Annotated in this window: 16 protein-coding genes; 8 read left to right on the top strand and 8 right to left on the bottom strand. The window is 71.1% G+C overall.

Annotated elements, in window-relative coordinates; all coding sequences use genetic code 11:
* Window positions 1–394: 394 nt before the first annotated feature.
* Window positions 395–1,441: an aspartate-semialdehyde dehydrogenase gene (locus tag ACX9GQ_RS15550; protein ID WP_459630473.1), complete on the top strand. Its 1,047-nt coding sequence runs from the start codon at window positions 395–397 to the stop codon at window positions 1,439–1,441.
* A gap of 113 nt (window positions 1,442–1,554) precedes the next feature.
* Here ACX9GQ_RS15550 and ACX9GQ_RS15545 read toward each other — a convergent pair whose 3' ends face one another.
* Window positions 1,555–2,439: an HpcH/HpaI aldolase/citrate lyase family protein gene (locus tag ACX9GQ_RS15545; protein WP_459630472.1), complete on the bottom strand. Its 885-nt coding sequence runs from the start codon at window positions 2,437–2,439 to the stop codon at window positions 1,555–1,557.
* A gap of 94 nt (window positions 2,440–2,533) precedes the next feature.
* Between ACX9GQ_RS15545 and ACX9GQ_RS15540 the strand changes: the two genes are divergently transcribed.
* Complete coding sequence (locus ACX9GQ_RS15540) at window positions 2,534–3,268, top strand: DUF429 domain-containing protein (RefSeq protein WP_459630471.1); 735 nt, start codon at window positions 2,534–2,536, stop codon at window positions 3,266–3,268.
* A 61-nt stretch (window positions 3,269–3,329) separates the two neighbouring features.
* Entirely contained in the window at window positions 3,330–4,280 is a 951-nt protein-coding gene (locus tag ACX9GQ_RS15535; RefSeq protein WP_459630470.1) for a threonine/serine dehydratase, read from the top strand.
* A gap of 9 nt (window positions 4,281–4,289) precedes the next feature.
* Here the strand turns inward: ACX9GQ_RS15535 and ACX9GQ_RS15530 are convergent, their stop codons facing one another.
* Together ACX9GQ_RS15530 and ACX9GQ_RS15525 are read right to left on the bottom strand one after the other, a co-directional pair.
* Complete coding sequence (locus ACX9GQ_RS15530) at window positions 4,290–6,347, bottom strand: protein meaA (protein WP_459630469.1); 2,058 nt, start codon at window positions 6,345–6,347, stop codon at window positions 4,290–4,292.
* Between the two features lie 143 nt (window positions 6,348–6,490).
* Complete coding sequence (locus ACX9GQ_RS15525; protein WP_459630468.1) at window positions 6,491–6,790, bottom strand: hypothetical protein; 300 nt, start codon at window positions 6,788–6,790, stop codon at window positions 6,491–6,493.
* Window positions 6,791–6,993: 203 nt separating this feature from the next.
* Here ACX9GQ_RS15525 and ccrA point away from each other — a divergent pair, with 203 nt between their 5' ends.
* Window positions 6,994–8,265 (top strand): crotonyl-CoA carboxylase/reductase, encoded by a 1,272-nt coding sequence (gene ccrA / locus ACX9GQ_RS15520; RefSeq protein WP_459630467.1) that lies wholly within the window; start codon window positions 6,994–6,996, stop codon window positions 8,263–8,265.
* A gap of 15 nt (window positions 8,266–8,280) precedes the next feature.
* Here the strand turns inward: ccrA and ACX9GQ_RS15515 are convergent, their stop codons facing one another.
* Window positions 8,281–9,195: a YihY/virulence factor BrkB family protein gene (locus tag ACX9GQ_RS15515; protein WP_459630466.1), complete on the bottom strand. Its 915-nt coding sequence runs from the start codon at window positions 9,193–9,195 to the stop codon at window positions 8,281–8,283.
* A 167-nt stretch (window positions 9,196–9,362) separates the two neighbouring features.
* On the opposite strand from ACX9GQ_RS15515, the gene ACX9GQ_RS15510 reads away from it, so the two are divergent.
* The 3 genes from ACX9GQ_RS15510 to ACX9GQ_RS15500 all read left to right on the top strand — a co-directional run bounded on the left by ACX9GQ_RS15510 (window position 9,363) and on the right by ACX9GQ_RS15500 (window position 12,582).
* Window positions 9,363–10,247 (top strand): DMT family transporter, encoded by an 885-nt coding sequence (locus tag ACX9GQ_RS15510; protein ID WP_459630465.1) that lies wholly within the window; start codon window positions 9,363–9,365, stop codon window positions 10,245–10,247.
* 108 nt (window positions 10,248–10,355) lie between these two features.
* Window positions 10,356–12,041, top strand: coding sequence for an acyl-CoA dehydrogenase family protein (locus tag ACX9GQ_RS15505; RefSeq protein WP_459630464.1), 1,686 nt, complete (start codon window positions 10,356–10,358; stop codon window positions 12,039–12,041).
* Window positions 12,042–12,126: 85 nt separating this feature from the next.
* Window positions 12,127–12,582: a baeRF12 domain-containing protein gene (locus ACX9GQ_RS15500; protein WP_459630463.1), complete on the top strand. Its 456-nt coding sequence runs from the start codon at window positions 12,127–12,129 to the stop codon at window positions 12,580–12,582.
* A 4-nt stretch (window positions 12,583–12,586) separates the two neighbouring features.
* Here the strand turns inward: ACX9GQ_RS15500 and ACX9GQ_RS15495 are convergent, their stop codons facing one another.
* Window positions 12,587–13,756 (bottom strand): trans-sulfuration enzyme family protein, encoded by a 1,170-nt coding sequence (locus ACX9GQ_RS15495; protein WP_459630462.1) that lies wholly within the window; start codon window positions 13,754–13,756, stop codon window positions 12,587–12,589.
* A gap of 153 nt (window positions 13,757–13,909) precedes the next feature.
* Between ACX9GQ_RS15495 and ACX9GQ_RS15490 the strand changes: the two genes are divergently transcribed.
* Window positions 13,910–14,419 carry a TspO/MBR family protein gene (locus ACX9GQ_RS15490; protein ID WP_459630461.1) on the top strand — a complete coding sequence of 170 codons (510 nt, stop codon included), beginning with the start codon at window positions 13,910–13,912 and terminating at the stop codon, window positions 14,417–14,419.
* A gap of 7 nt (window positions 14,420–14,426) precedes the next feature.
* Here the strand turns inward: ACX9GQ_RS15490 and ACX9GQ_RS15485 are convergent, their stop codons facing one another.
* From ACX9GQ_RS15485 to ACX9GQ_RS15475, 3 genes are read right to left on the bottom strand one after another with little or no spacing between them, the layout of a single operon-like run.
* On the bottom strand, window positions 14,427–14,807 hold the full coding sequence (locus tag ACX9GQ_RS15485; RefSeq protein WP_459630460.1) for a response regulator: 381 nt from the start codon (window positions 14,805–14,807) through the stop codon (window positions 14,427–14,429).
* A 21-nt stretch (window positions 14,808–14,828) separates the two neighbouring features.
* Entirely contained in the window at window positions 14,829–15,386 is a 558-nt protein-coding gene (gene hpt, locus ACX9GQ_RS15480; protein WP_459630459.1) for a hypoxanthine phosphoribosyltransferase, read from the bottom strand.
* A 24-nt stretch (window positions 15,387–15,410) separates the two neighbouring features.
* The gene (locus ACX9GQ_RS15475; protein WP_459630458.1) at window positions 15,411–16,172 is read right to left on the bottom strand and encodes a DUF3426 domain-containing protein; all 762 of its coding nucleotides are present in this window, start codon (window positions 16,170–16,172) and stop codon (window positions 15,411–15,413) included.
* Between the last annotated feature and the right edge of the window lie 119 nt (window positions 16,173–16,291).

The following is a 16,291-nucleotide window of genomic DNA, read 5'->3' as shown; positions in this document are numbered from 1 at the left end:
AACGGGCAGGGTTAACCGTCCGTTGGCGACGGCACCGGGCATCCGGCGGCCCCGGGGAGGACGGCGGCTGGCGCCGCCCCCGCCTTTCTCACGATTGACTCCGGCACCGGCTGCTGCTTTTCCTGCGCCGTCGGCAGTCCCGTCCGGGTCGTGCCGCAACATGGAACACGCCATGCGCACCGCATCGTCACAGGTCGGCCGGCTCGCCCGGACGCTGAAAACGACGCAGACCACGCCCGCCACGAAAGGTGGCGCGGCGCTTTAGGCTGTTCCTCGCTCCGGATCCTCCCCCGGCGGGGGAGACGGGGACCGCGGCACGCGGAACGATCCCGGGGGAGACGAACCAGAGCCGATCGGCATTGCCGGGATCGGCCACCAGACAGGAACCAGGACCATGGGCTTCAACGTCGCCGTCGTCGGCGCCACCGGAAATGTGGGCCGCGAAATGCTGTCGATCCTCGCCGAGCGGGCCTTCCCCGCCGACCAGGTCGTGGCGCTCGCCTCCTCGCGCAGCGTCGGCACCGAGGTGTCGTACGGCGACAAGACGCTCTCGGTGAAGGCGCTCGAGCACTTCGACTTCTCGGGCACCGACATCTGCCTGATGTCGGCCGGCTCGGCCGTGTCGAAGGACTGGTCCCCCCGCATCGGCGCGCAGGGCTGCCTCGTCATCGACAACTCGTCCTGCTGGCGCTACGACGACCGCGTTCCGCTGGTCGTGCCCGAGGTCAACGCCCACGTGCTCCCCGAGTACATGGCGCGCAAGGACCGGCTCAACATCATCGCCAACCCGAACTGCTCGACGGCGCAGCTGGTGGTGGCGCTGAAGCCCCTCCACGACCGGGCGACGATCACCCGCGTCGTCGTGTCGACCTACCAGTCCGTCTCGGGCGCCGGCAAGGACGGGATGGACGAACTCGACCGCCAGACCAAGGCGATCTACTCGCTGCGCGACGTCGAGACGAAGAAGTTCCCCAAGCGCATCGCCTTCAACCTGATCCCCCACATCGACGTGTTCATGGAGGACGGGTACACGAAGGAAGAGTGGAAGATGACGGTCGAGACCAAGAAGATCCTCGACCCGAAGATCAAGCTGACCGCGACCTGCGTGCGCGTGCCGGTGTTCATCTCCCACTCGGAGGCGGTCAACGTCGAGTTCGCCAACCCGATCACCGCCGACGAGGCCCGCGACATCCTCCGCGCCGCCCCGGGCTGCCTTGTGATCGACAAGCGCGAGCCCGGCGGCTACATCACGCCGCACGAGGCCGCCGGCGAGGATGCCACCTACATCTCGCGCATCCGCGAGGACGCCACGGTGGAGAACGGCCTCGCCTTCTGGTGCGTGTCCGACAACCTGCGCAAGGGCGCGGCCCTGAACGCGGTGCAGATCGCCGAGTCCCTGATCAACCGCAAGCTGCTGCAGCCGAAGGCGCTCGCGGCCTGACGGCGGCGGGCGGGATCATCGACGGGATGCTCTGGCGCCTGCGTTCCCTTCTCCCCGTGCGCGGGGAGAAGGTGGCGCGAAGCGCCGGATGAGGGGAACCACCGGCCGCTGCGCTACGACCGGGCGGCGATGGCCTCGGCGATGGCGACGGTGCGGCGGCCCATCTCGGCGTGAAGGCGCTCGACCATCTTGCCTTCCAGTTGCAGCGCGCCCTTGTCGCGGTTCTCCGGCAGGGCGAAGGCGGCGATGATGGCGCGGGCCCACGTCACCTCGCCCACCGTGGGGCCGAAGACCTCGTTCGCGACCGCGATCTGGCTGGGGTGGATCAGCGTCTTGCCGTCGAAGCCGAGGTCGCGGCCCTGCTCGCACTCCTCGCGGAATCCCGCCTCGTCGGTGAGCCCGTTGAACACGCCGTCGACGATGTCGATGCCGTAGGCGCGGGCCGCGGCGAGGCAGGCCTGCAGCCACGGGACGAAGGGCAGCCGGCCCGGCACCAGCCGCGCGCGGGTCTCCTTGGCAAGGTCGTTGGTCCCCATGACCATGCAGGCGAGCCGATTGGCCGGGTCTGACGCCGTCGCCGCGATGGGCAGGGCCGTCAGCATGGCCAGCGGCGTCTCCATCATGATCCACAGCCGCGTCCTGTCGGGCGCGCCGGCCTTCGCCAGCGCCGAGGCGGCCCTGACGACGTGGGCCGGCGACGACACCTTGGGGATCAGGATCGCGTCCGCGCCGGTCGTGGCGACGGCCCGCAGGTCGTCCTCGCCCCACCCGGTGTCGAGCCCGTTGATGCGGACCACCACTTCGCGCGGCCCGAACCCGCCCGCCCGCACCGCGTCCGCCACCTGCTGGCGCGCCTGGCTCTTGGCGTCGGGGGCGACGGCATCCTCGAGGTCGAGGATCAGGGCGTCCGCGGGCAGGGTCCTCGCCTTCTCCAGCGCGCGGGCGTTCGAGCCCGGCATGTAGAGGACGCTGCGGCGCGGTCTGACGCTGTGCGACATGGGCTGTGGTCCATCCTTGTTGTGCGGTGCAGCATAACGGCTCGGCAGCACCGCGCCAATCGTGATAAAGGCGGACCCGACGGAGACGCTGCCGATGCCCATCCCCCGCCGCCTCGCCGGAATCGACGGCTGCCCCGCCGGCTGGGTCGCCGTGGTGGCGGCCGAGGACCTGTCGGCGTGGTCGATCCGCGTGGTGGGGCGCCTCGCCGATCTCCTGTCGGGGGACGAGGCGCCCGACCTCGTCGCGGTGGACATGCCGATCGGCCTTCCGGGGCGCACCGGCGCGGGGGGACGCGGCCCGGAGACGCTGCTGCGGCCGCTCCTCGGCGCCCGCCAGTCCTCGGTCTTCTCGGTGCCGTCGCGCGCAGCCGTCTATGCCGCCGACTATCCGGCGGCCTGCATGGCGGCCCTGGCGACGTCCGATCCGCCGCGCAAGGTGTCGAAGCAGTGCTTTCACCTGTTCCCGCGCATCCGCGAGCTCGACGCCCTGCTGCGCGCCGATTCCGCGCTCGCCGCCCGCGTGGTGGAGAGCCATCCCGAGGGCGCGTTCATGCGGATGAACGGCGAGCGCCCGCTCGGGGAGCCCAAGAAGGTGAAGTCCCGTCCCCACGGCCCGGGGCTGGCGCTGCGCCGGGGGCTCCTGCGCTCCGCAGGCCTGCCGCCCGAGCTCGTCGACGCGCCGCCGCCCCGGGGCGCCGGTGCCGACGACCTGCTCGACGCCTGCGCCTGCCTCGTGACGGCCCGGCGGCTCGCGGAGGGAACGGCCCGGTCCTGGCCAGCGAACCCGCAGGTCGACGCCTTCGGCCTTCCCATGGCGATCTGGGCCTGACGAGGACCGCGTTTCCGTCCGCCGCGGCGTGGTCTAGAACAGGCGCCCGGAGGTCCCGCTCATGTCCCTGCCCGTTACCGCCGACGCCATCCGCGACGCCTACGCCCGCATTCGCAGCCATGTGCGGCGCACGCCGCTGCTGCCCGTGGAGCCCGACCTCGCGCCCGGCGCGACGGTGACCTTCAAGCTGGAGTGCCTGCAGCATTCCGGCTCGTTCAAGGCGCGCGGCGCGTTCAACAACCTGCTCTCGCGCACCGCCCCCGCGGCCGGCGTCACCGCCGCCTCGGGCGGCAACCACGGCGCCGCCGTGGCGCTGGCCGCCCAGCGGCTCGGCCTGCCGGCGCGCATCTTCGTGCCGGAGATCTCCTCGCCGGTGAAGATCGCCGCGATCCGCGACCGCGGCGCGGAGGTGGTGGTGGGCGGCGCGCGCTACGCCGACGCGCAGGCCGCCTGCGACCGCTACGCGGCCGAGAGCGGCGCGCTGCTCGTCCATCCCTACGACACCGCGCAAACGATCGCCGGGGCCGGGACGACGGCGCTCGAATGGGAGCAGGACCAGGAGAAGCTGGGCCTCGCGCCGCTCGACACCGTCCTCGTCGCCGTGGGCGGCGGCGGCCTCGTCGCCGGCATGGCGGCGTGGTGGAACGGCCGGGTGAAGGTGGTTGCGGTCGAACCCGAGGGCTCGCGCTGCCTCGCGGCGGCGCTGGAGGCCGGCCAGCCGGTCGACGTCCCGGTGGAGTCGATCGCCGCCGACAGCCTCGGCGCGCGCCGCGCCGGCGACCTCGTCTTCGCCATTGCGAAGGAGGCCGTCTCGGCCTCGGTCCTCGTGCCGGACGCGGCGATCCGCGACGCGCAGCTGCGGCTGTGGTCGAACTGGCGCATCGCGACCGAGCCCGGCGGCGCCGCGGCGCTGGCGGCCCTCACGTCGGGACGCTACAGCCCCGCGCCGGGCGAGCGAGTCGGCGTCCTCGTCTGCGGGGCGAACGTCGATCCGGCGACGCTCGCGGGCTGAACCGTCCGCTTACCGCCGCGCGGCGCGGCGGGCGGGTGTCGCGTCGGTCTCGTCCGGGGCGCGCGGCGCCCGGGCGACGATCCGGACGATGTCCTTCATGATCTCGTCCATGGCGTAGTCCTTGGGCGTGTAGACCGCCGTGACGCCGATGTTGCGCAGCACGTTCTCGTCGTCGGGCGGGATGATGCCGCCGACGACCACGGGAATGTGCCCGAGGCCCTCGGCCCGCAGGCGTGCCATCACGTCGCGCACCAGCGGCACGTGCGAGCCGGACAGGATCGACAGGCCGATGACGTGGGCCCCCGTGTCACGGGCCTTGGCGACGATCTCAGCCGGGGTCTGCCGGATGCCGTCGTAGGTGACCCCGAAACCGACGTCGCGGGCGCGCAGGGCCACCTGCTCGGCGCCGTTGGAATGACCGTCGAGGCCCGGCTTGCCGACGGTGATGCGCGGCGTCTCGCCGAGCTTTGCGGCGAGGTCGGCGACCATCAGCTTCACCTCGCGCTCGGTCTCGAGCGTCCGCGTCTCGGGCGTGACGCCGGTCGGCGCGCGGTACTGGCCGAACACCTCGCGCAGCGTCTCGCCCCATTCGCCGGTCGTCACGCCGGCGCGGGCGCAGGCGATGGAGGGCTCCATGACGTTGCGCCCCTCCTGTGCCGCGGCGCGCAGGTCCGCGAGCGCCGCCTCGGCGGCCTTCGCGTCGCGCGCGTCCCGCCACGCCCGCAGCCGGCCGATGGCCTCGATCTCGATCTGCTCGGGCACGGTGAGCACCGCCCCCTCGCCCGCCGTCAGCGGCGAGGGCTCCGTCTCGCGCCACTTGTTGACGCCGACGACGATCTGCCCGCCAGCCTCGATGCCGGCGATGCGCCGGGCGTTGGATTCCACCAGCGCCCGCTTCATGAAGCCGCTCTCGACGGCCGCGATGGCCCCGCCCATGGCCTCGATCACGGCGAGCTCGGCGCGCGCCGCCTCCTTGAGCTCGCCCACCTTGCGGTCGACTTCGCGCGACCCGTCGAACAGGTCGCCGTACTCGAGCAGGTCCGTCTCGAAGGCCATGATCTGCTGCATGCGCAGCGACCACTGCTGGTCCCATGGGCGCGGCAGGCCCAGCGCCTCGTTCCAGGCGGGCAGCTGCACGGCGCGGGCGCGCGCCTTCTTCGACAGCACCACGGCGAGCATCTCGATGAGGATGCGGTAGACGTTGTTCTCGGGCTGCTGCTCGGTGAGGCCGAGCGAGTTCACCTGCACCCCGTAGCGGAAGCGGCGGTGCCGCTCGTCGGCGATGCCGTAGCGCTCCAGCGTGATCTCGTCCCACAGCTCGCAGAACGCCCGCATCTTGCACAGCTCGGTGACGAACCGCATGCCGGCGTTGACGAAGAACGAGATGCGCCCGACGACCTCGCCGAAGTCGGCGTCGGAGAAGACGCCGGACGCCTTCACCGTGTCGAGCACGGCGATGGCGGTGGCGAGCGCGTAGGCGAGCTCCTGCGTCGGCGTCGCCCCCGCCTCCTGCAGGTGGTAGCTGCAGACGTTGGTGGGGTTCCACTTCGGCATCTCGCGGGTCGTGAACAGGATCACGTCCTTGACGAGCCGCATCGAGGGCGCCGGCGGGAACACGTAGGTCCCGCGGGACAGGTATTCCTTGATGATGTCGTTCTGCGTCGTGCCCTGCAGCCGGTCGCGAGGGGCGCCCTGCTCGTCGGCGACGGCGACGTAGAGCGCCAGCAGCCATGCGGCCGTGGCGTTGATCGTCATCGACGTGTTCATCTCGGCGAGCGGGATGGCGTCGAACAGCGTGCGCATTTCGCCGAGATGGGCGATCGAGACGCCGACCTTGCCGACCTCACCGCGCGACAGGACGTGGTCGGGGTCGTAGCCGGTCTGGGTCGGCAGGTCGAAGGCGACCGAGAGACCCGTCTGGCCCTTCGCGAGATTGCCCTTGTAGAGCTTGTTGGACTCCGCCGCGGTGGAATGGCCCGCATAGGTGCGGAAGATCCAGGGCTTGTCGCGTTCAGCCGTGTCGCGCTCGGGGCGCCCGGCGTCGCGGCTGGCGGTGTCGCGGCTCATGCGGATGTCCTCCGGCAGGGTCTCGGCCCCGACGGGGCCCTTTCTCCAGGATGCTGCACTGCATCATACCGGAGCAAGGACCATCCGCGCCAATCGTACTTAGGTCGCCCGGCGCCGGATCAAGGGACGGCTCGCGCAGGCCTTCAAGGGGTGAGGCGCCGCACGAAGGCCGTCGCCAGCACGGCGCCGAAGGCGGAGCCGATCGCCGTCCACGTCATCAGCAGGGTGTCGGACGTCCGCACCGGGGTCACGGTACCCCAGCAGAAGAGGCCGACGCACATGCCGACGAAGGCGAGGAAGCAGCTGGGCCCAAGGCCTGGCCCCGCATCGCCCAGAATGGCGTCGCAGATCCAGCCGAACACGACGCTGGACGCCATGAGGACGAGGAGGACGGACCCGATGGTCTCGACCGGCAGGGTGGAGAGCTGAAGCGACGCGAGCATGGGGGCGGCCCTTGCATCGACCCGATGGGCAGATCATGGCCGGGAAATCCTTAATGCGCGTAAACCACCGGACGCGGTTTCGATTCAAACTGAGGGAAACCGTGCAGCCTCGACCTTGGCAGGACGGGACGTTCTCACTTCGGCCTATGGCGCACTGCAACATGGCTCCTATAATCCGGGGAAACCCGGACGGAGGACGACCCGTGGCCGCACAAACCGGACTGAAGCAGCCCGCGACCAAGGACCTGTACGATATCGGCGAGATCCCTCCGCTGGGCCATGTCCCGGCGAAGATGTGGGCCTGGGCCATCCGCAAGGACCGTCACGGACCGCCCGAGAGCGCCATGCAGCTCGAGGCCGTTCCCACCTGGAGCATCGGCGACGACGAGGTGCTCGTCCTCGTGATGGCGGCCGGCGTGAACTACAACGGCGTCTGGGCCGCCCTCGGCGAGCCGATCTCCCCGCTGGACGGCCACAAGCTGCCCTTCCACGTGGCCGGATCGGACGCGGCAGGCGTCGTCTGGGCCGTCGGCAGCAAGGTGAAGCGCTGGAAGGTGGGCGACGAGGTCGTCATCCACTGCAACCAGGACGACGGCGACGACGAGGAGTGCAACGGCGGCGACCCGATGTTCTCGCCGTCCCAGCGCATCTGGGGCTACGAGACGCCGGACGGCTCCTTCGCGCAGTTCTGCCGGGTGCAGTCGCGCCAGCTGATGCGCAAGCCGGCGCACCTCACCTGGGAGGAGAGCGCCTGCTACACGCTCACCCTCGCCACCGCCTACCGCATGCTGTTCGGCCACGCGCCGCACACCGTGCGCCCCGGCGACAACGTGCTGGTGTGGGGCGCCTCGGGCGGCCTCGGCGTGTTCGGCGTGCAGCTCTGCGCAGCCTCCGGCGCCAACGCCATCGGCATCATCTCCGACGAGTCGAAGCGCGACTACGTGCTGGGCCTCGGCGCCAAGGGCGTGATCAACCGCAAGGACTTCAACTGCTGGGGCCAGTTGCCCAAGGTGAACTCGCCCGAGTTCCACGCCTACATGGCGGAAGCCCGCAAGTTCGGGAAGGCGATCTGGGACATCACCGGCAAGAAGGACGTCGACATCGTCTTCGAGCACCCGGGCGAGTCGACCTTCCCCACCTCCTGCTTCGTCGCCAAGCGCGGCGGCATGGTGGTGTTCTGCGCCGGCACGACGGGCTTCAACCTCACCTTCGACGCCCGCTTCGTCTGGATGCGGCAGAAGCGCATCCAGGGATCGCACTTCGCGCACCTGAAACAGGCCGCCGCGGCGAACCAGTTCGTCGTCGACCGGCGGATCGACCCCTGCATGAGCGAGGTGTTCCCCTGGGAGCAGATCCCGGTGGCGCACACCAAGATGTGGAAGAACCAGCACGCCCCGGGCAACATGGCCGTGCTGGTGAACTCGCCGCGCACCGGGTTGCGCAGCACCGACGACGTGATCGAGGCGGCGCGCTGAGGCGCGCCGGTCCGGTCAGGTCCGGCCTTCCGACACCTCCGCGGTGCCCGCCGCCTCGGGCGGGCACGGCACCTTCTTCTGCGATCGGCCGAGCAGCACGGCGTTGATGTGCCCGCCGTAGATGAACGTCGCGGCGATGGCGTAGAGGAACACCAGCGCGATCATCACCGAGGCAAGGCCCGCATAGGTGGTGACGTAGGTCTGCCCCGCCTGGTTCAGGTAAGCCGCGAAGGCGATGGCGTAGGCCAGCGACAGCACCACCGTCACCACCACGCCCGGCATGATCTCGCCGAGGCGGCGTCGCCCGCAGGGCAGCCAGAGGTGCACCACGAGCAGCGCGACCACGATGATCAGCGTCGCCGATCCGAGCCGCACCAGCGTCACCGTGTAGGAATAGGGCTCCAGCGCCGGCACGTAGGCCACGATGGTCGACCAGATGAGCGGGCCGAGCACCACGAGGAACGCCAGCGCGAGGATGGTCACGGCGCTGACGAGCACGTAGGCGATCGATTCGAGCCGCGTCAGCCACCACGGCCGCAGCTCCTTGAGGCCATAGGCACGGTTGAGCGCGATGCGCAGCGCCTCCACCCCGTTCGACGAGAAGTACACCGCCAGCACCACGCCCACCGTCAGCACGTCCGTGCGCGTGTTCAGGAGGACGTTGTGGATCTCGCGGGCGATCGGGCCGGAGACGCGCTCCGGCCAGGCGTCGAGGATCAGGTTCGCCGCCTCGTCGGCGAGGTTCTGCGAGCCGAAGAAGGCGGCCAGCGACGTGACGAAGATCAGGAACGGGAACAGCGACATGAGCCCGGACAGGGCGATGTGCGAGGCGATGGCCCAGCCGTCGTCGTCGACGAACCGCCAGTAGGCGTCCCAGGCGATTCGCGGCAGGCTGAGCATCGGCGAGGCTGTCTCCGTGGCGGTGGCCACCCTCCCAAGATTGGCCCTCCGGCGGCCCGGCACAAGCGCTTCGCCCGGATGTGAACGCGGGCCGGAATGGGAACGCGGCCGCGATTGCGGCCGCCGGACGGCGGCTCGACCCCCGCAACGCCGCGCGCTATCAAGCGTTCCTTCCGCCGCAGACCCCGGACGCCGCCTTGCCCAGCACCCAGACCCTCCTCCGCGTCGCGCCGGTCGTCTTCGTCCTGATCTGGTCCACGGGGTGGATCTCGGCCCGCTTCGGGGCGCCCTATGCCGACCCGCTGACCTTCCTGTCGATCCGCTACACGCTCGCCGCGCTCGTCATCGCGGCCATCGCGACCGTCGTCGGCGCGCCGTGGCCCCGTGGCCGCAACGCCGGGCACGCGCTCGTGTCGGGGGTGCTGCTGCACGCGATCTACCTCGGCGGCGTCTGGTGGGCGATCCGAAAGGGCCTGCCGACGGGCGTCTCCGGCCTCATCGCCGCGGTGCAGCCGATCCTGACCGCGCTGCTCGCCCCGGCCCTGCTCGGCGAGCGCATCACCCGCCCGCAGTGGATCGGCATCGCGCTGGGTTTCGTCGGGATCGTGCTGGTGCTGGAGCCGCAGCTCGAGACGGTGTCGCGCGAGACGCTGGCCGCCGTCGTCGGCCCCATGCTGGTCAACGTGATCGCCATGGTCTCGGTGACCTTCGGCACCTTCTACCAGAAGCGCTTCATCGCCACCGGCGACCTGCGGACCGTGACGGCGCTGCAGTATGTCGGTGCACTCGCGGTGACCCTGCCGGTCGCGATGCTGATCGAGCCGATGCAGATCACGTGGAACCTGACCGTCATCGCCACGATGGCGTGGTCGGTGCTGGCGCTCTCCATCGGCGCCATCGGCCTGCTGCTGCTGCTCATCCGGCACGGTGCCGTGTCGCGGGCCGCGACGCTGATCTACCTCGTGCCGCCCGCCGTAGCGCTGGAGGCCTTCCTGCTGTTCGGGGAGCGGATGCTCCCGGTCCAGGTGGTGGGGCTGGTGGTGACGGCCGTCGGCGTCGCGCTGGCCACGCGCCGACGCTGAACCCGGCACCCGGCTCTCCGCCGAAGGCCCCATTGAACCAAAGACGCATCGCAGCCATGCTGCGGTGCGATAGATGATGTTGCATCGCAAGATGAGCCGGAGAGCCCCATGCTGCGCCCCGCCGCCGCCGACATGCCCGCCCGCCGCGACTGGACCGGCCTTGCCGAGGATGCCGGCGCCGCGCTGAACGCGCTTCTCGGCGATGCCGTTGCCGCCGTCCGCAAGACCGTGCTGCAGGACGGCCGGATCTCGGCGGCGCTCGTCGAGCAGGAGCAGCATGCGTGCCACGGCCTCGCCTGGCTCGCCACCTATGCCGAGGCCGTCCGGGAGCTCGGCGCCTACGGCCGCCGGCTGGCGGCGGAGGGGCGGCTCGGCGAGACCGAGGAACTGCTGATCGCCATCGGTGCCGGCGAGTACTGCGCGCAGGTGTTCGGCGGCATCCCCATGAGCCAGGGCGAGATCCTGCGCCTCCCGGCGCTCGGCCTGTCGCCGGCCGCCGTCGCGGCCCGCCGCGTCCCGGCCATCGACATCCTCGTCGACGAGGGCAACACGCCGGCCCACCGGGCCCGGCTCGTGGACCTGATGCGGGCCTCGCAGGGTGCAGCCACCACCGGCGATGCCGGCCTGGACGAGACGCTGGAGGCCATCCGCGCCGAGATGCGCAAGTTCTCCGAGACGGAGGTGCTGCCCCACGCGCACGAGTGGCACCTCAAGAACGACTACATCCCCATGGACGTGGTCGAGAAGCTCGCCGAGCTCGGCGTCTTCGGCCTGACGCTGCCCGAGGCGTTCGGCGGGCTCGGCCTCGGCAAGGTGTCGATGTGCGTCGTCTCCGAGGAGCTGTCGCGCGCCTATATCGGCGTCGGCTCCCTCGGCACCCGCTCCGAGATCGCCGCGGAGCTGATCCTGTGCGGCGGCACCGACGACCAGAAGGCGCACTGGCTGCCGCGCATCGCCTCGGGCGAGGTGCTGCCGACGGCCGTCTTCACCGAGCCGAACACCGGCTCCGACCTCGCCTCCCTGCGCACCCGCGCGGTGCGCGAGGGCGACGTCTACAGGGTCACCGGCAACAAGACGTGGATCACCCACCCCGTCCGCGCCGACGTGATGACCATGCTCGTGCGCACCAACCCGGACGAGCCGGGGTACAAGGGCCTGTCGATCCTGCTCGGCGAGAAGCCGCGCGGCACCGACGAGAACCCCTTCCCGGCCAGGGGCATGACCGGCGGCGAGATCGAGGTGCTCGGCTACCGCGGCATGAAGGAGTACGAGCTCGCCTTCGACGCCTTCGAGGTTCCGGCGGCGAACCTGCTCGGCGGCGTCGAGGGCCAGGGCTTCAAGCAGCTCATGCAGACCTTCGAATCGGCGCGCATCCAGACCGCGGCCCGCGCGGTGGGCGTGGCCCAGTCGGCGCTCGACCTCGGCATGCGCTACGCGCAGGAGCGCATCCAGTTCGGCAAGCCGCTGATCGCCTTCCCGCGCGTCTCCGACAAGCTCGCCATGATGGCGGTCGAGGTGAACATCGCCCGGCAGCTCACCTACTTCGCCGGACGGGCGAAGGACGAGGGCAAGCGCTGCGACCTCGAGGCCGGCATGGCCAAGCTGCTCGGCGCCCGCATCGCCTGGGCTGCAGCCGACAACGCCCTGCAGATCCACGGCGGCAATGGCTTCGCGCTGGAGTACGAGATCTCCCGCGTCCTCTGCGACGCCCGCATCCTCAACATCTTCGAGGGCGCGGCCGAGATCCAGGCGCAGGTGATCGCCCGCCGGCTGCTCGACGGCGGCAACGCCTGACCGTGCACGCTCCTTGATCTGAATCGAGGACGGAACCGAACGGCCGCGGCAATCTTCCCCCGACAGGAAACGGGGAGACGACCCGATGACGACCGCACGCATCAGCCACGGCACGTGGATTCTCGTCAGCGACGGACGCAAGGCGCTGCTGCTGCACCAGGACGGCGACCACGACCTGCCGAACTTCTCGGTGCGCCACGTGCTCGAGGCGCCCGAGAACCCGCGCACCGCCGAACAGGGCACCGACCGTCCCGTGCTGACCCGCCCCGCCAACGGCGCCGGCGGCAGCACGACCGGTCAGACGGACTGGCACGAACAGGCCGAGCGCGCCTTCGCCCGCCAGACGGTGACGACCGTGGCGCGGCTGCTGCAGGAGGCCGACGACGCCACTCGCCTCGTGGTGGTGGCGCCGCCGAAGACGCTGCACGTGCTGCGCGAGGACATGTCGCCGCAGATGCGCGCGATCGTCGTCGGCGAGATGGCCAAGGACTACGTCCGCCATCCCATCGGCGAGATCGAGACGCTGCTGACGAAGGGCTGAGCCCTCAGGCGCCGTGCGCCCGCGCCAGCGCGCGGTCCAGATCGGCAAACAGGTCGTCGGGGTCCTCGATCCCGACCGACAGCCGCAGCAGGTCGGGCGGGCAGGGGCTGCCCGGCCCTTCGATGGACGCGCGGTGCTCGATCAGGCTCTCGACGCCGCCGAGCGATGTCGCGCGCTTCCACAGCTCGACCCCCGCGGCCGTCGCCACGGCGCTCGCCTCGCCGCCCTTGACCCGCACGGACAGCATCGACCCGAAACCGCCCGTCATCTGCCGCGCCGCGACGTCATGGCCGGGGTGCGACGGCAGGCCCGGATAGAGCACTTCCGCCACCAGCCTGTGACGGGCGAAGCGCTGCGCGAGGTCGGCGGCGGCCGCCGACGCGGCCCGGACCCGCAGGTCGAGCGTGCGCATGCCGCGCATGAGCAGGAAGGCCTCGAACGGGCCGAGGATCGAGCCGAGCGACTTGCGGTTGGACGCGATCCGATCCCAGAAGGCGTCCTTCCGGCGCGCCGCCAGCGCCCCCGCCACCACGTCGGAATGTCCGTTGAGCGCCTTCGTCGCGGCGTGCATCACGATGTCGGCGCCGAGCGTCAGCGGCCGGGTGAAGACCGGCGTCGCCACCGTCGAGTCGACGCCCAGCCGGGCGCCCGCCTCGTGCGCGATGGCCGCGATCGCGGCGATGTCGCTGATGCCCCACAGCGGGTTCGACGGCGTCTCCAGCCAGACGAGCTTCGTCCGTCCCGGCCGCATCGCCCTGCGGACGGCATCGACGTCCGCCGTGTCGACGAGCTCGACCTCCAGGCCCCAGTGGCGCGCGTCGTTCATGAGCCAGTTGCGCAGCGCCCAGTACATCACGGTCGGCGCGACCACATGGTCGCCGGGCGCGAGCGCCAGGAACACCGACGTTGCCGCCGCCATGCCCGAGCCGAACAGCATCGCCGCCTCGGCCTCCTCCCACATCGCGATCACCGCCTCGGCCTCGCGGATCGTGGCGTTGTCGGGCCGGCCGTAGACGTAGCCGGAGGAATACTGGTTGTCCGGATCGCGGATGAAGGTCGTGGCGACGTGGATCGGCGGCACGACGGCCCGCGTCGCCTCGTCGATGGTCCCCAGCGCCTGCGCCCCCAGGGTGCGCTTGCTCCAGGAGGGACGGTTCTTGCTGCGGTCGGTCATCATGCGGCTCCGGATCGGGAGCCGCACTGAACCAGAGGACGCGCAGCGGATAAAGCCGGGATTTCGCCACCGTGATCCGCCGGCACCGCAGCCCTGCGCGACACGGGGCCGCCGGTGCCCTATCTTCCGGGCGGACCAGGAGGATCGCGCGGCATGACGGCTTTCGACGGGACGACGGGCACGGGCGGCCGCGGGCGCGCGATCGGACACGGCGTGCTGGCCGGCATCCTGTCGGTCGCGGCCAGCGCCATCGGCGGGATGGTGACCCGCCCGCACATCCCGACGTGGTACGCGGGGCTCGCGAAGCCGTGGTTCAATCCGCCGAACTGGCTCTTCGCCCCCGTGTGGACGATCCTCTTCGCGATGATGGCGCTCGCCTTCTGGCGCGTGCTGCAGACGCCGCCGAGCCCGGCGCGCCGCGCCGCGATCGTCGCCTATCTCGTCCAGCTGGCGCTGAATGTCGGGTGGTCGGCGTCGTTCTTCGGGCTGCAGAGCCCGGGCCTCGGCCTCGGGGTCATCATCCCCTTCGCCGTCATGATCGCCGTGACGATCGCGCTCTTCGCGCGGCTCGACCGGCCGGCGGCATGGCTGCTGGCGCCCTATCTCGCGTGGGTGTCCTTCGCCACGGTGCTCAACGGCTGGATCTGGTGGGCGAACGCCTGAGCCGGGCTCAGACGGGAGGCGCGTCGCCGTCGAGGACGCGGCGCACGGCCGCCCGCAGGTCGGAGAGGGAGAACGGCTTCGTCAGCACGTCGCGGATCAGCGCGTCGAGGTTGCGGGCCCGCTCGCGCTGGTCGGCATAGCCCGTCATCAGCATGATCGGCATGTCCGGCCGGGCCTGCGCGGCGGCCAGCGCCAGCGCGATCCCGTCCATGATCGGCATCCGGATGTCGGTGAGCAGCAGGTCGTAGGCGGCGCCCGGCACCATCAGCATGTCGAGCGCCTCGGCCCCGTCCTCGGCGGCGTGCACCGTGTGCCCGTCGAGCTGGAGGCCCCGCGCCACGAAGCCGCGCAGCGGCTCCTCGTCGTCGGCGATCAGGATCATGGCCATGGCGCTGCCTCCCCCGCCCGCTCACTTCGCCGTGGAGGGGGCGTCCTCGTCCTTCTCGACGACGCCGATGAACGGAAGTTCCCGATAGGAGTGGGCCACGTCCATGCCGTAGCCGACGACGAACTTGTCCGGGCACTCGAAGCCGACGAAGTCCGGCTCGACGCTGACCGCCCGCTTGCCGGGCTTTTCCAGCAGCACGCAGGTCAACACCCGCGCCCCGCGCGCGGCCAGGAGGTCCTTGGCGAAGGCGATGGTGCGGCCGGATTCGAGGATGTCGTCGACCAGCAGCACGTCGCGGTCGCGCACCTCGCTGTCGACGTCGCGCAGGATCGCGACCGCGCCCGAGGACACGGTGGAGGCGCGGTAGCTGGACAGGTGCATGAACTCCACCTGCGGCGCGAGGCCGGCCCGGTGCATGGCGCGGATCAGGTCGGCGGCGAACATGAAGCTGCCCTTCAGCACCGCGACGACGAGCAGGTCCCGCGGCTGGCGCGCCGCGATCTCGGCGGCAATCTCCGCGTTCCGGCGGGCGATGGTGTCTTCGTCGAAGAGCACCTTCACGCGGCGCTGCTCGGTCATGGTTCGGCTCCTGCCTGTCCCGGCCTAGTGGGTGGCGACCCGGGCATCGCGTTCGACGAACCGTACGAGAACGTCGTGTCCTTCCGGCGGCGGCGCGACAAGGCGGGCGCGGAAGGGCACGCTGTCGCCGGAGTCGAGCGTGGCCCGCGGGGCGTCCGCGGTCCACGAGTAGAGATCCTGTCCATCCGCGCCGCGCACGCTGAGCTGCAGGCGCGGCACCTCGGTCGTGCCGGGGGCGATGGCCCTGACCTCGCCCTCGACGACGAGAATGCGCTGGTCGGCGTCGTTCACCACCGAGGACCGCACGCTGCGGAACTCCAGCCCGCGCAGGTTCACCGGCAGGCCAATGGCGGCGTAGATCTTCGCCGTCTGCGGCATCAGCCGCACCACGGCCTTGCGTTGCACGACGGCCACCGCGACCACGAGCAAGATGGCCGCCGCCGCCGCGTGGGCCGGCGAGAAACGACGCGGCAGGTGGAACCGCGAGAGCAGGGGCGCGAGCCTCTCGCGCAGCGGCACGCGCGGCTTCGAGGATTTTGCGCGGCCCTTGCGAGAGGCCGGGGCGGCAGGTTCGGCGACCGGCGGCGGCTCGGCGGCCGAGGAGAAGGCCTGCGCGTCGATCGACATCCCGGCGGGGTCGCTTGCGTCCGCCGGCGCCGCCTCTTCGGCTGGCGGGGTGGCGTACCACTCGTGCCGGCAGGCGGCGCAGCGCAGCTTGCGCCCCGCCCCGAGCTGCTCGGGCGTCAGCGAATAAGTGCTTGCGCAGGACGGGCAGACGATGAGCATGGCGAATCAGGTGGCGGCTTCCGACCCGGCCCTCCGGTCGCGATGAGGCATTCGTGGGCCGCTATCGTTAACGGACGGTGAAGATCGCGGTCGTCCGCGGCGCGAAGTTAACGGAGTGA

Source organism: Alsobacter sp. R-9, assembly GCF_054612375.1.
The sequence above is the reverse complement of the archived record's forward strand: the minus strand, read 5'-3'. Positions and strand labels throughout refer to the sequence as shown.

Bases quoted from the DNA above. Each gene is read 5' to 3' on its own strand.
- ACX9GQ_RS15545 (WP_459630472.1), bottom strand. From the start codon at position 2,439: ATGTCGCACAGCGTCAGACCGCGCCGCAGCGTCCTCTACATGCCGGGC.
- hpt (WP_459630459.1), bottom strand. From the start codon at position 15,386: ATGACCGAGCAGCGCCGCGTGAAGGTGCTCTTCGACGAAGACACCATC.
- ACX9GQ_RS15500 (WP_459630463.1), top strand. From the start codon at position 12,127: ATGACGACCGCACGCATCAGCCACGGCACGTGGATTCTCGTCAGCGAC.
- ACX9GQ_RS15495 (WP_459630462.1), bottom strand. From the start codon at position 13,756: ATGACCGACCGCAGCAAGAACCGTCCCTCCTGGAGCAAGCGCACCCTG.
- ACX9GQ_RS15485 (WP_459630460.1), bottom strand. From the start codon at position 14,807: ATGGCCATGATCCTGATCGCCGACGACGAGGAGCCGCTGCGCGGCTTC.
- ACX9GQ_RS15475 (WP_459630458.1), bottom strand. From the start codon at position 16,172: ATGCTCATCGTCTGCCCGTCCTGCGCAAGCACTTATTCGCTGACGCCC.
- ACX9GQ_RS15530 (WP_459630469.1), bottom strand. From the start codon at position 6,347: ATGAGCCGCGACACCGCCAGCCGCGACGCCGGGCGCCCCGAGCGCGAC.
- ACX9GQ_RS15490 (WP_459630461.1), top strand. From the start codon at position 13,910: ATGACGGCTTTCGACGGGACGACGGGCACGGGCGGCCGCGGGCGCGCG.
- ACX9GQ_RS15540 (WP_459630471.1), top strand. From the start codon at position 2,534: ATGCCCATCCCCCGCCGCCTCGCCGGAATCGACGGCTGCCCCGCCGGC.
- ACX9GQ_RS15505 (WP_459630464.1), top strand. From the start codon at position 10,356: ATGCTGCGCCCCGCCGCCGCCGACATGCCCGCCCGCCGCGACTGGACC.
- ACX9GQ_RS15550 (WP_459630473.1), top strand. From the start codon at position 395: ATGGGCTTCAACGTCGCCGTCGTCGGCGCCACCGGAAATGTGGGCCGC.
- ACX9GQ_RS15535 (WP_459630470.1), top strand. From the start codon at position 3,330: ATGTCCCTGCCCGTTACCGCCGACGCCATCCGCGACGCCTACGCCCGC.
- ACX9GQ_RS15525 (WP_459630468.1), bottom strand. From the start codon at position 6,790: ATGCTCGCGTCGCTTCAGCTCTCCACCCTGCCGGTCGAGACCATCGGG.